12 protein-coding genes are annotated in these 13,786 nt (G+C 44.5%); 10 read left to right on the forward strand and 2 right to left on the reverse strand.

Going from position 1 to position 13,786, the window contains the following annotated elements; all coding sequences use genetic code 11:
* Window positions 1-41 precede the first annotated feature (41 nt).
* From leuD to leuB, 3 genes are read left to right on the forward strand one after another with little or no spacing between them, the layout of a single operon-like run.
* Window positions 42-635 carry a 3-isopropylmalate dehydratase small subunit gene (gene leuD / locus K429_RS0104025; protein WP_007214991.1) on the forward strand — a complete coding sequence of 198 codons (594 nt, stop codon included), beginning with the start codon at window positions 42-44 and terminating at the stop codon, window positions 633-635.
* Window positions 625-2,178: an alpha-isopropylmalate synthase regulatory domain-containing protein gene (locus K429_RS0104030; RefSeq protein WP_007214990.1), complete on the forward strand. Its 1,554-nt coding sequence runs from the start codon at window positions 625-627 to the stop codon at window positions 2,176-2,178. The genes leuD and K429_RS0104030 overlap by 11 nt, the downstream gene beginning before the upstream one ends.
* Before the next feature lie 54 nt (window positions 2,179-2,232).
* Window positions 2,233-3,294, forward strand: coding sequence for a 3-isopropylmalate dehydrogenase (leuB, locus tag K429_RS0104035; RefSeq protein WP_007214989.1), 1,062 nt, complete (start codon window positions 2,233-2,235; stop codon window positions 3,292-3,294).
* Here leuB and K429_RS0104040 read toward each other — a convergent pair.
* Complete coding sequence (locus tag K429_RS0104040) at window positions 3,291-4,199, reverse strand: cation diffusion facilitator family transporter (protein WP_007214988.1); 909 nt, start codon at window positions 4,197-4,199, stop codon at window positions 3,291-3,293. The two genes, leuB and K429_RS0104040, sit on opposite strands and share 4 nt — an antisense overlap.
* 226 nt (window positions 4,200-4,425) lie before the next feature.
* On the opposite strand from K429_RS0104040, the gene cysK reads away from it, so the two are divergent.
* Both cysK and K429_RS0104050 read left to right on the forward strand, forming a co-directional pair.
* Window positions 4,426-5,376 carry a cysteine synthase A gene (gene cysK / locus K429_RS0104045; RefSeq protein ID WP_007214987.1) on the forward strand — a complete coding sequence of 317 codons (951 nt, stop codon included), beginning with the start codon at window positions 4,426-4,428 and terminating at the stop codon, window positions 5,374-5,376.
* A 213-nt stretch (window positions 5,377-5,589) separates the two neighbouring features.
* Window positions 5,590-6,414, forward strand: a complete 825-nt coding sequence (locus K429_RS0104050) for a lipopolysaccharide assembly protein LapB (RefSeq protein ID WP_025726120.1) — start codon at window positions 5,590-5,592, stop codon at window positions 6,412-6,414.
* Window positions 6,415-6,473: 59 nt separating this feature from the next.
* Here K429_RS0104050 and recQ read toward each other — a convergent pair whose 3' ends face one another.
* Window positions 6,474-8,282, reverse strand: coding sequence for a DNA helicase RecQ (gene recQ / locus K429_RS0104055; protein ID WP_025726121.1), 1,809 nt, complete (start codon window positions 8,280-8,282; stop codon window positions 6,474-6,476).
* Window positions 8,283-8,560: 278 nt separating this feature from the next.
* On the opposite strand from recQ, the gene K429_RS0104060 reads away from it, so the two are divergent.
* The 5 genes from K429_RS0104060 (at window position 8,561) to K429_RS0104080 (ending at window position 13,719) form a co-directional block, all read left to right on the forward strand.
* Window positions 8,561-9,025 carry an AraC family transcriptional regulator gene (locus K429_RS0104060; protein ID WP_007214984.1) on the forward strand — a complete coding sequence of 155 codons (465 nt, stop codon included), beginning with the start codon at window positions 8,561-8,563 and terminating at the stop codon, window positions 9,023-9,025.
* Between the two features lie 103 nt (window positions 9,026-9,128).
* Complete coding sequence (locus K429_RS0104065; protein ID WP_025726122.1) at window positions 9,129-11,174, forward strand: dihydrofolate reductase; 2,046 nt, start codon at window positions 9,129-9,131, stop codon at window positions 11,172-11,174.
* A 17-nt stretch (window positions 11,175-11,191) separates the two neighbouring features.
* Window positions 11,192-11,851, forward strand: coding sequence for a DNA alkylation repair protein (locus tag K429_RS0104070; protein ID WP_025726123.1), 660 nt, complete (start codon window positions 11,192-11,194; stop codon window positions 11,849-11,851).
* A 111-nt stretch (window positions 11,852-11,962) separates the two neighbouring features.
* Window positions 11,963-12,451, forward strand: a complete 489-nt coding sequence (locus tag K429_RS0104075) for a Fur family transcriptional regulator (RefSeq protein WP_007214981.1) — start codon at window positions 11,963-11,965, stop codon at window positions 12,449-12,451.
* Entirely contained in the window at window positions 12,448-13,719 is a 1,272-nt protein-coding gene (locus K429_RS0104080; RefSeq protein WP_007214980.1) for an adenylosuccinate synthase, read from the forward strand. Before K429_RS0104075 ends, K429_RS0104080 begins: the two co-directional genes overlap by 4 nt.
* The last annotated feature ends 67 nt before the right edge of the window (window positions 13,720-13,786 follow it).

Raw genomic sequence — 13,786 nt, forward strand, 5'->3', positions numbered from 1 at the left:
GTCATTAATAATAAGTATTTCAAAATCAAAGATAAGAAACAATGAAACAGAAATTCAATATCATCACCAGTACTTGTGTGCCTCTCCCGTTGGAGAATGTAGATACAGACCAGATCATTCCTGCACGTTTTCTGAAAGCTACGACTAAAGAGGGCTTTGGCGAGAATCTGTTCCGCGACTGGCGGTATGACAAACAAGGAAACAAAATCGACTCTTTCGTTCTGAACGATCCGACCTATAGCGGACAGGTGCTTGTAGCCGGAAAGAACTTCGGTTCGGGCAGTAGCCGCGAGCATGCAGCATGGGCCATTGCAGATTATGGTTTCCGCGTGGTGGTCAGCAGTTTCTTTGCAGATATCCACAAGAATAATGAACTGAATAATTTCGTATTGCCTGTAGTGGTGAGCGAACCGTTCCTGAAAGAATTGTTTGATTCCATTGCCGCCGATCCGAAAACGGAGGTAGTGGTGAACCTGCCGGAACAGACAATCACCAACAAGGCAACAGGCAAAAGTGAGACTTTCGAAATCAATGCTTACAAGAAACATTGCCTGATGAATGGCCTGGATGACATCGATTTCCTGGTAGAGAATAAAGATAAAATAGAAGCGTGGGAAAATAAAAATGAAGTATAAACAGCCCCAAATAGAAATCATGGACACCACGCTCCGCGACGGTGAGCAAACCAGCGGTGTGTCGTTCGTCCCCCATGAAAAGCTGATGATAGCACGTCTGCTACTGGAAGAACTGAAAGTAGACAGGGTGGAAGTGGCTTCGGCACGGGTTTCGGACGGTGAGTTCGACGCAGTCAAGATGATATGTGACTGGGCGGCGCGGCGTAATTTATTGCCCCGGGTGGAGGTGTTGGGTTTCGTAGACGGGCATACGTCGGTAGACTGGATACACGCTACCGGCTGCCGCGTCATTAATCTTCTGTGCAAAGGTTCGCTGAAGCATTGCACCTGTCAGTTGAGAAAGACCCCTGAAGAACATATCGAGGATATTATTGGCGTAGTGAATTATGCCAATGAGCAGGATATGGAGGTGAATATTTATCTGGAAGACTGGAGCAACGGGATGAAAGATTCTCCGGAGTATGTCTTCCAGATGGTGGATGCACTGATGCACACAAATATCAAACGGTATATGTTGCCTGATACATTGGGTGTGCTGAATCCTTTGCAGGTCATCGAATATATGCGGAAGATGGTGAAGCGCTATCCGCATGCTCACTTCGATTTCCATCCGCATAATGACTACGACCTGGCAGTGAGCAATGTGCTGGCTGCCGTGCTGAGTGGTGCGAAGGGACTTCATACTACGATCAACGGTCTGGGCGAACGTGCCGGTAATGCACCGTTGTCCAGTGTGCAGGCTATTCTGAAAGACCATTTCAATGCTATCACTAACATTGACGAAGGTCGTCTGAATGAAGTCAGCCGGGTGGTTGAATCTTATTCCGGTATTGCCATACCCGCCAATAAACCGATTGTAGGTGAAAATGTATTCACGCAGGTAGCGGGGGTACATGCAGATGGAGACAATAAGAGTAACCTTTATTGCAATGACCTGTTACCCGAGCGTTTCGGACGTAAGCGTGAGTATGCACTGGGTAAGAACAGTGGTAAGGCGAACATCCGTAAGAATCTGGAAGATCTGGGACTGACACTGGATGAGGATTCCATGCGTAAGGTGACGGAACGGATTATCGAGTTGGGTGACAAGAAAGAGCTGGTTACCCAGGAAGATTTGCCTTATATCGTTTCGGATGTACTGAAGCACGGAGTGATGAATGAGAAAGTGAAACTGAAGACATACATCGTGAACCTTGCTTACGGTTTGAAGCCGATGGCTACGCTGAAGATTGAAATCAACGGACAGGAGTTTGAAGAAAGTTCCAGCGGTGACGGTCAGTATGATGCTTTTGTACGTGCTCTGCGTAAGATTTATAAGGTGACGTTAGGACGCAAATTCCCCATGCTGACGAACTATGCCGTAACCATCCCTCCCGGTGGGCGTACCGATGCTTTTGTGCAGACAGTGATTACCTGGAGCTATGACGGCACAGTGTTCCGTACACGCGGACTGGATGCCGACCAGACGGAGGCAGCGATTAAGGCGACAATGAAAATGCTGAATATCATTGAGGATGACTATGAACTTAAAAAATCAGAATGATGAACCCAGTTGAGGGAAAGAAAATAGAAGAATACCTAAAAAATAAAGAAAACAATGGATTTTAAAATTGCAGTATTAGCCGGTGACGGCATTGGCCCGGAGATTTCCACCGTAGGTGTGGACGTAATGACCGCCGTATGTGAGAAGTTTGGACATAAAGTAAACTACGAATATGCCATCTGCGGTGCAGATGCTATCGACAAAGTGGGCGATCCGTTCCCCGAAGCTACTTATGAAGTTTGTAAAAACGCGGATGCCGTTTTGTTCTCGGCTGTAGGCGATCCGAAATTTGACAATGATCCTACTGCCAAAGTACGTCCCGAACAGGGTCTACTGGCTATGCGTAAGAAACTGGGATTGTTTGCCAATATCCGTCCGGTACAAACTTTCAAATGTCTGCTCCATAAATCACCGCTTCGTGCAGAATTGGTGGATGGTGCAGATTTTCTTTGTATCCGCGAGCTGACCGGTGGTATGTATTTCGGCGAGAAGTATCAGGACAACGACAAAGCGTATGATACCAATATGTACACTCGTCCGGAGATTGAACGTATTCTGAAAGTTGGTTTCGAGTATGCCATGAAACGTAATAAGCACCTCACGGTGGTAGATAAAGCCAATGTGCTCGCATCTTCACGCCTGTGGAGACAGATTGCCCAGGAAATGGCACCGCAATATCCTGAAGTGACTACGGACTATATGTTCGTGGACAATGCAGCCATGAAGATGATTCAGGAGCCTAAATTCTTTGATGTAATGGTTACCGAAAATACATTCGGTGATATCCTTACGGATGAAGGTTCTGTAATCAGTGGCTCTATGGGATTGCTTCCTTCGGCTTCTACAGGCGAAAGCACTCCTGTATTCGAACCGATCCACGGTTCATGGCCACAAGCTAAAGGTTTGAATATTGCTAACCCGTTGGCGCAAATCCTTTCGGCTGCCATGTTATTCGAATATTTCAATTTGCTGGAAGAAGGCGCATTGATTCGCAAAGCTGTAGATGCTTCTTTGGATGCTAACGTCCGTACACCGGAAATTCAGGTAGAAGGTGGTGCGAAGTATGGTACCAAAGAAGTAGGAGCATGGGTGGTAGATTATATCAAACGTAGCTAATCTTCGGCAAATACGGCTTCGCAATGTTCGCCCGGAACTTCAAACTCCAGGGTGGCATGACCGATACCGAAATCTTCAAGCCGGTGGCGAATAAGGTGTTTCACCTCTTGCATACCTTCCGGTTGCTTTAAAACAATATGGGCTGTCAGTGCATTCTCTGTGGTGCTGATGGCCCATATATGTATATGGTGAACGTCATCAACACCGGGAAGGGCACGGATGGCTTTTACTACTTTTTGACTGTCTATACTTGTGGGTACGCCGTCCAGCGTCAGACGAAGACTGTCATGCAGTAAATTCCACGTAGAGATGAGAATGACAACAGCCACAATCAGACCGATAATCGGGTCGATAATATACCAGCCGGTCCGGCTGATAACGATACCTGCCACTAATACTCCCACTGATACCAAAGCATCTGCCGCCATATGCAGATAAGCTCCTTTTACGTTCAGGTCTTTTTCCTTATCTTTCATAAAGAGGAAAGCCGTGAATGCATTGATAAGTACCCCCACACCTGCTACCCAGGCAATGGCTCCACCGGGAACAACTGCCGGATTATTCAGCTTATGAATACTTTCGATGACAATGGCGCCTACAGCTACCAGCAAAATGACTGCATTAAGCAAGGATACCAGGATTGTACTTTTTTTATAACCATACGTATATCGTTCATTGGCTTTGACTTTGGCCAGACGGAAAGCCAGCAATGCCAGCACGAGACTGACTACATCGCTTAAATTGTGTCCTGCATCGGAAAGCAGCGCGAGGGAATCGAACCAGAAACCGGCTGCAAACTCTATGACGACAAAAGCTAAATTGAGAACAATGCCTATAATAAATGCCTTGTTCAGCGACTCTGCGTTGATGGCATGGCTATGCTGATGTGAATGTTCGTGTGACATATATTTAATAAGGTGTAAGAGTTATATAAATTTTATTATGCAAATTTACGTGATAGAAATGTAACACTTGAGCAGCGAAATAGTTTTTTATCTATCTTTGCTTAGAAACGAAGATAAGCTGTACCTCTGCATAAAAAATGAACGAGTTCATTTTATTCTGCTTTCGGTTTGCATTATCTTTGTACAAAGATACCTGCAAGTGAGGATATTTAATAATTAGATTGTTATGGCAAAAATAGCAAAGAACCTGACGGAACTTATCGGTCGCACTCCGCTTATGGAATTAGCGGAATACAGTCGTAAATATGGACTGAAACAGAATATTATCGCAAAGTTGGAAGCGTTCAATCCGGCTGGGAGTGTGAAAGATCGTGTGGCGCTTGCCATGATCGAAGATGCAGAAGCGCGCGGAGCACTGAAGCCCGGTGCGACGATTATAGAGCCTACCAGTGGAAATACCGGTGTGGGACTGGCGATGGTTGCTACAATCAAAGGATATCACCTGATGCTCACGATGCCCGAAACCATGAGTATAGAGCGTCGTAATCTGCTGAAAGCACTGGGTGCTGAAATTGTACTGACAGATGGATTGACCGGTATGGCAGGCTCCATTGCAAAAGCGCAGGAGTTGAGGGCGTCTATTCCTGGTTCAATCATCCTTCAACAATTTGAAAATCCTTCTAACGCACAGATTCATACGCTCACTACAGGTGAAGAAATCTGGACGGATACGGACGGAAAAGTGGATGTCTTTGTAGCCGGAGTGGGAACAGGCGGAACCATCTGTGGAGTGGCACGTGCCTTGAAAAAACATAATCCGGATGTGTATATTGTTGCTGTAGAACCGGAATCATCTCCTGTATTGGAAGGCGGAGTGGAAGGGCCACATCGTATTCAGGGAATCGGAGCCAATTTTATTCCTGCTATTTATGATGCCTCCGTTGTAGATGAAGTGCTTCCTGTGCCCGATGATGAAGCAATTCGTGGCGGACGCGAGTTGGCGTCTACCGAAGGATTACTGGCGGGCATATCTTCCGGTGCGGCTGTATATGCAGCGCGCTTGCTGGCACAACGTCCGGATTTTGCGGATAAGAAGATTGTAGTTCTTCTGCCTGATACGGGAGAGCGTTATCTGTCGACAGAGCTGTTTGCATTTGAAACTTATCCGTTGGATTAGTCATCCTTATTAAACGTTTCGTTGCATATTAGGGAACAAAATATTTCCTCGTGTGGAACAAATAGTTTCAAGCGATGAAACAAGCAGTTTCTCGGTGTGAAACCAGGAGTTTCAAGCAATGAAACTAATAGTTCCAAGTAATGAAACTAACGGTTTCAAGTAATGAAACAAATGATTCCCTTCCTTGAAACATAATCTTTAAATAAATTAAAAATGAAGAAGTCTATTCTTTCTTTCTTTGTATATATAATAGGTGTATCTCCTGTGTTTGCCCAAACTTACCAGGAACTTTCGGACCGTGCCATTGCTTGTACGGAACAAGATAGTCTGGCACAGGCGGAAAATTATATCCGCCAGGCTTTGAAACTGGAACCTGCTAATCCTCATAATGCCTTATTGTTTTCTAATCTCGGTACTATCCAACGTCGGCAACGGGATTATGATCAGGCTTTAGAATCTTACACGTATGCCTTGAACATTGCTCCACGGGCTGTTCCCATTCTCTTGAATCGTGCCGCACTGAATCTCGAAATGGGACGGAATGAGCAGGCACGTGTAGACTATTCTTTAGTGCTGGATCTGGAAAAGGATAACCGGGAAGCACTCTTGATGCGTGCCTATATTTATGTGACTCAGCGCGATCTCAAATTTGCCCGGGCAGATTATGAACGATTACTGAAGCTCGATCCTCAGAATTATAATGCCCGTTTAGGACTCGCCACTCTGGAGCAAAAAGATGGAAACTTACAGAAAGCCTTGGAGATATTGAATAAGATGCTGGTAGAAGATCCGCAGGATGCAGCCTTATACGTAGCACGTGCGGGGATAGAACAGGATATGCAGCATGTTGATCTGGCAATGATTGATCTGGAAGAAGCTCTAAAATTGAATCCTTCGCAGACGGAAGCCTATCTGATGCGCGGACAGATTTATCTGTCCCAGAAGAAGAAAAATTTGGCAAAGCAGGATTTTGAGAAAGCAATGTCTCTTGGAGTGCCGCAGGCGGATCTCAGGGGATTGCTACAGCAATGCAAATGATAAGTGGTTTACATCTTTAGTATATTATTTATACCATAAGAAATTCCGCAAACGGGTTGTTAAACGTATTTCTTGATTAACTCGACAAAATCCTTCCCGTATTTCTTCTTTTTATATTCACCGATTCCGCTGATATTTCCGAATGCTTCCATTGTAATAGGGCGGGCGGTGCTGAGTAAATGCAATACCTTGTCGGACAGTACAATATAGGCCGGTAGTGCTTCTTGATCTGCAAGCCTTTTCCGTAATGCACGCAGGGCTTCGAAAAGTTCTTCACTTTCCGTGTTCGGTAACCCCAATGGTAGCTCTCTGACCGGAATGGTTGATTTTTTCTTTCGCCCTTTGGCGGGTGCGAACTCTTCACGCCGGATTACTGCCAACCGTGCTTGTGCCCGCCCGAAGAGAACATCATTACCGCTACTTGTTATTTTCAGATGGTTGTTTTCGTTGTATGCTATTTCAAAATAACCCAGTTGTAGCATTTGTAACAAGTAGTCCTGCCAGTCACGGGCAGGAACTTCACGTCCGGCACCGAAAGTTTTCAGTTGCTGGTAGCCTTTCTCCGATACATCCGGAGTATTATTTCCGCGCAAGATATCTACAAGAATACTCGTGCCGATTTGCTGTTCCGTACGGACGATAGCACTTAGAGCTTTTTGTACAATCACAGTTCCGTCAAAACGTTGGGGGGGATTCTTGCAGACATCACAGTTCCCGCAATCCTCTGTAGTGGCTTCACCGAAATAACTCAACAGGATGCGACGCCGGCAAACATCAGCTTCAGCATATTGTTGCATACGTTGTAACTTCTCTAGGTTGATACCTTGTTGACCGCTTTCCGTCGCAAACTTGGTTAATAGAATGAGGTCGGCCAGAGAATAAAATAAGAGAGTATCACTTGGCAACCCATCTCGTCCGGCACGCCCGATCTCCTGGTAAAAACTCTCTATACTCTTAGGCAGATTGTAATGGATGACCCAGCGCACATTACTTTTATCAATTCCCATACCGAAAGCAATCGTGGCACAAACTATTTGTACACGGTCGTTGATGAAATCATCCTGTGCTTCATCCCTTCGGGCGGAGGATAATCCGGCATGATAAACGGCTACACGGAGCCCTTGTTTTTGCAGCATCTGTGCTACTGTCTCCGTTTTGCTGCGACTCATGCAATAGATGATGCCGCTTTCACCGCGATGGCGATCAATGAAATCCAGTATGGCTTTACTCTTTTCTTTCTGTTGGTATCCCCGTTTTACGGTAAGACTCAGGTTGGGGCGGTCGAAAGAAGAGATGAAAACCTTCGGCTGGTTGAGGTGTAACTGCCGTACAATATCTTCACGTGTAATTTTATCTGCTGTAGCTGTAAGAGCTATGACTGGAATATTTGGAAACATCTCGCGTATGAATCCCATTTGTGCATATTCCGGACGGAAATCATGTCCCCATTGTGAAATACAATGCGCTTCATCTATGGCAAATAATGAGATGTGCATATCTCTTAAAAGATAGTTGGCTTCTGCTATTAATTTCTCAGGCGAAATGTAGAGTAATTTCAGCTTTCCTTCCATGCAAGAACGGCGTAGGGCGGCATTTTCCGTCTCGTCGTTACTGCTGTTCAGAGCACCCGCAGCTACACCGTTGGCACAAAGTGATTCCACCTGATCTTTCATCAGGGAAATTAAAGGGGAAACTACGACGGCAGTTCCTTCGCATAACAGGGCCGGAAGCTGGTAACAAATGGACTTTCCACCTCCGGTAGGCATCAATACCAAGGAATCTTTTCCGGCCAGTAATGTGCGGATAATCTCTTCTTGTAAGGGGCGGAAACTATCGTAACCAAAATATCGTTTAAGCGTCTGTATCATTTTCGTTGATAAAGTTTTATCCTGCAAAGGTACATTAATTATTGTATATAAAACAAGCTGATAAACGTATTCATTTTATATCATAACCTCTTTTGCAAAAGTTAAAGTTTCTTATTAAATCGGCTTAAAGACTACTTTTCAACCTTTTTCGTTGTTTATAGATCAAAAATATGTACGAGAAAAGTTGCGTATTAGAAAAAAATGTCAGACTTTTGTAAAGTCTAAAGGAAAATCCTTCGGGCTTTCATTTTTTAACAAACCCTAACCAGTTAATTCAAATGAGTGATTTAGAAAACAAGAATCAGGAAGCGGCTACAAAGAAGCGCCCCTATAACCTGAGAGAGAAAAAAGAGAAGAATGCTGCTTACCGCTCGTTGATTCGTCCGGAATTGGCAGATGAATTGTATGACAAGATATTGAATATCGTGGTTGTGCAGAAGAAGTACAAAGATCCCGATTACTCGGCTAAAGACTTGGCGAAAGAGTTGAAAACCAACACTCGCTATTTGTCTGCTGTAGTAAATTCTCGTTTTGGTATGAACTATTCATGCCTATTGAATGAGTACAGAGTAAAAGATGCTAAGCATTTATTGACGGACAAGAGATATGCCGACAAGAATGTAGAGGAAATTAGCACGATGGTAGGTTTTGCCAACCGTCAGTCTTTCTACGCTGCATTTTACAAAAATGTAGGTGAAACTCCTAACGGATATCGCAAAAAACACGCAGATAAAAAACAATAATTCTGCGTAGAACAATGTATAAAAAGGAAATATTCCGGAGCAACTGTTTCGGAATACTTCCTTTTCGTCTTTTCTAAATACCAACTCACATATCTCCCGACACATGAAGAAACAACTAATAGCATGTGCCGCTTTTGCATTGCTGACAGCTTGTAGCGGCTCGAAGACAACAACTGCCGAGGCAGATAAATTTGATTATACAGTGGAACAATTTGCAGACTTACAAATATTACGTTACCGGGTTCCCGGTTTCGAGAACTTGTCGCTCCAACAGAAAGAGCTGGTGTATTACCTTACGGAAGCTGCTTTGCAGGGCCGTGACATTCTCTTCGATCAGAATGGAAAATATAACCTGCGTATTCGGAGAACGTTGGAAGCTGTTTATACAGGATATAAAGGAGACAAAAATACGCCTGATTTTAAGGCGATGGAAGTGTACCTTAAACGTGTGTGGTTCTCTAATGGCATTCACCATCATTATGGCTCTGAGAAGTTCGTGCCTGGTTTTGCTCCCGAATTTTTCAAAGAGGCTATGCTGAGTGTAGATGCCTCTACATTGCCGCTGGCTGAAGGACAAACCGCAGAACAATTATGCGATGAGCTGTCTCCGGTTATTTTTGATCCAGCTGTGATGCCGAAACGCGTGAACCAGGCAGCAGGAGAGGACTTAGTGTTGACTTCTGCTTGCAACTATTATGACGGTGTGACGCAGAAAGAAGCTGAAGACTTCTATAATGCAATGAAAGACCCGAAAGATGAAACGCCTGTTTCTTACGGTCTGAACAGTCGTCTGGTGAAGGAAAACGGCAAGATTCAGGAAAAGATCTGGAAAGTGGGTGGTCTGTACGGACAGGCTATCGATAAGATTGTATACTGGCTGAAGAAAGCGGAAGGCGTAGCTGAAAATCCGGAACAGAAGGCTGTGATTGCCGAACTGATAAAGTTTTATGAGACCGGTGATCTGAAGACTTTTGATGAATATGCTATCCTTTGGGTGAAAGATTTGAATTCCCTTGTGGACTTTGTGAATGGATTTACTGAAAGCTATGGTGATCCGTTGGGTATGAAGGCAAGCTGGGAATCATTGGTAAACTTTAAGGATATGGAAGCTACGCATCGTACTGAGATTATCAGTGGCAATGCGCAATGGTTTGAAGATCACTCTCCGGTAGATAAACAATTCAAGAAAGATGAAGTGAAAGGTGTTTCTGCCAAGGTGATTACTGCTGCTATTCTGGCCGGTGACCTTTATCCGGCAACGGCTATCGGTATCAATTTACCTAACTCCAACTGGATACGTAGCCATCATGGTTCTAAATCTGTGACTATCGGTAATATTACGGATGCATATAATAAGGCGGCTCATGGCAACGGATTCAATGAAGAGTTTGTATATAGCGATGCCGAATTGCAGTTGATAGATAAATATGCCGATCTGACAGGCGAACTCCATACGGACTTGCATGAATGTTTGGGACATGGTTCCGGAAAGTTGCTTCCGGGAGTTGATCCGGATGCTTTGAAAGCCTATGGCTCCACGATTGAGGAAGCACGTGCGGACTTGTTCGGTCTGTATTATGTAGCTGATCCTAAGTTGGTAGAATTGGGGCTGACACCCAATGAAGATGCTTACAAAGCAGAATATTATACTTATCTGATGAACGGCCTGATGACACAGTTGGTTCGCATTGAACCGGGGAATAATGTGGAAGAAGCCCACATGCGTAATCGTCAGCTCATTGCCCGCTGGGTGTTTGAGAAAGGTGCGGCGGATAAAGTAGTAGAGCTGGTGAAGAAAGATGGTAAGACTTATGTAGTAGTGAACGATTACGAAAAGTTGCGTGAACTCTTCGGTGAGTTACTGTCCGAAATCCAACGTATTAAATCGACGGGCGACTATCAGGGCGCTCACGATTTGGTGGAAAATTATGCTGTAAAGGTAGATCCGGCTTTGCATGCCGAAGTTCTGGAACGTTATAAAAAACTGAATCTGGCTCCGTACAAGGGATTTGTGAATCCGAAATATGAAGCAGTGGTAGATGCAGCCGGTAAGATAACCGACGTAAAAGTGACTTATGACGAGGGCTATGCAGAACAAATGTTGCGTTACAGTAAGGATTATTCCAATCTGCCTTCTATTAATAATTAACTATAAATCATTGTTTTGTGGATTTACATGAACAACTGAAAGAAATAAAGACACAGTTCCGCCTCTCTATGAACGGGGCTGTGTCTCAAAGTATGCGTGAAAAGGGACTGGTCTACAAATTGAATTTCGGTGTAGAACTTCCCCGCATCAAGGCAATTGCCGAAGGATATGAAAAAGATCACTCATTGGCGCAAGCCTTGTGGAAAGAAGAAATTCGTGAATGTAAGATTCTGGCAGGGCTGTTGCAGCCGGTAGACAGCTTCTTTCCGGAGATTGCTGATATCTGGGTGGAAAGCATTCAGAATATTGAAATAGCGGAACTTACTTCTATGAATCTGTTCCAGCATCTTCCTTATGCTCCTGCGAAGTCTTTTCAATGGATTGCCGATGAGCGGGAGTATGTACAGACGTGCGGTTTTCTCACCATTGCCCGCTTGCTGATGAAGAAGGGGGATATGAATGAACGTACTGCGAACGAATTTCTCGACCAGGCGGTTTGCGCTTTTATTTCCGGTTCCTACCATGTGCGCAATGCAGCTATGGCGGCCATTCGCCGCTTCATGCAGCATAGTGAAGAACATGCTTTCCAAGTGTGCCGTCGGGTGGAAGAGATGGAACATTCCGAATCGGAAGCCGAACAGTTGCTATATAATCTTGTAAGAGAAGAAATAGAATAAAGTGATAGGGTGATTACTCTATCACTCTTTTTTTGTTTTTTTTCCCCTTTCTCATTTGCTTTCCGCAAAAAAGGCTTAACTTTGTTGGCTGTAAAAAACTGCGCCGCCAAAATGGAAAGTCAGAATGTGAAAGATACGGTAAAGCAGATATTCACTGAATATCTCAACGCGAACGGGCATCGCAAGACTCCCGAACGCTATGCCATACTCGATACTATCTATTCCATTGATGGTCATTTTGATATCGATACGCTTTATTCGCTGATGGCTGACCAGGAGAATTTCCGTGTGAGCCGTGCGACTCTTTACAATACTATTATCCTTCTCATCAATGCACGACTGGTAATCAAACATCAGTTCGGAAATTCCTCCCAATACGAAAAGAGCTATAACCGTGATACGCATCACCATCAAATCTGCACGCAGTGTGGCAAGGTGACTGAATTTCAGAACGAAGAGTTACAGCAGGCGATTGGGAATACTAAGTTGAGTCGGTTCAGTCTGTCACATTATTCGCTTTATCTGTATGGATTGTGCAGTAAGTGCGACCGCGCTAACAAACGTAAGAAGAAAAATAATAACCATAAGAAAGAAAAATGAAAGTAGATGTTCTATTAGGATTACAATGGGGCGACGAAGGCAAAGGCAAAGTCGTTGACGTATTAACTCCGAGATACGATGTTGTGGCTCGCTTCCAAGGCGGACCGAATGCCGGACATACACTCGAGTTCGAAGGGCAGAAGTATGTGCTCCGTTCTATTCCCTCGGGAATTTTCCAAGGTGACAAGGTGAATATCATTGGTAATGGCGTAGTGCTCGATCCGGCTCTCTTCAAGGCAGAGGCTGAAGCGTTGGAAGCATCCGGTCATAACCTGAAAGCGCGCTTGCATATCTCTAAGAAGGCGCATCTCATCTTGCCGACCCACCGTATATTGGACGCCGCTTACGAAGCTGCGAAAGGTGATGCTAAAGTAGGCACGACGGGTAAAGGTATCGGTCCGACTTATACCGATAAGATTAGCCGTAACGGTCTGCGTGTAGGTGATATCCTGCATAACTTCGAACAGAAATATGCTGAAGCCAAAGCTCGTCATGAGCAAATTCTGAAAGGTTTGAATTATGAGTATGACCTGACAGAGATTGAAAAGGCCTGGATGGAGGGTATTGAGTACCTGAAGCAATTCCCGTTGGTAGACAGCGAGCATGAGATTAATAACCTGCTGAACGATAATAAGTCAGTACTTTGTGAAGGTGCTCAGGGTACGATGTTGGATATCGACTTTGGTTCATATCCGTTCGTTACTTCTTCCAATACTATTTGTGCAGGTGCATGTACCGGTTTGGGTGTGGCTCCTAATAAGATTGGTGAAGTCTATGGTATCTTCAAAGCATACTGTACACGTGTAGGTGCAGGTCCGTTCCCTACGGAGCTGTTTGATAAGACAGGTGACCAGATTTGTACACTGGGACATGAGTTCGGTTCGGTAACAGGTCGTAAACGTCGTTGCGGTTGGATTGACTTGGTGGCGTTGAAGTATGCCATTATGGTAGACGGTGTTACCAAATTGATCATGATGAAGAGCGATGTACTCGATTCATTCGAAACAATCAAAGCCTGTGTAGCTTATAAAGTAAACGGTGAAGAAATTGATTATTTTCCGTATGACATCAGCGAAGGTCTTGAGCCGGTTTATGTTGAGTTGCCCGGTTGGGAAACTGACATGACAAGAATGCAGAGCGAAGATGAATTCCCAGAAGAATTCAATGCTTACCTGACATTCCTGGAAGAACAACTTGGTGTGCCCATCAAGATTGTTTCCGTAGGTCCTGATCGTGGACAGACGATTGAACGTTATACAGAAGAGTAAGTCTAACTATATTATAATGAGATTACATCAGATATACATGCTGATGTAATCTCATTTTTTATTAACC

The organism is Bacteroides sp. 14(A), from assembly GCF_000526555.1.
GTDB lineage: Bacteria > Bacteroidota > Bacteroidia > Bacteroidales > Bacteroidaceae > Bacteroides > Bacteroides cellulosilyticus.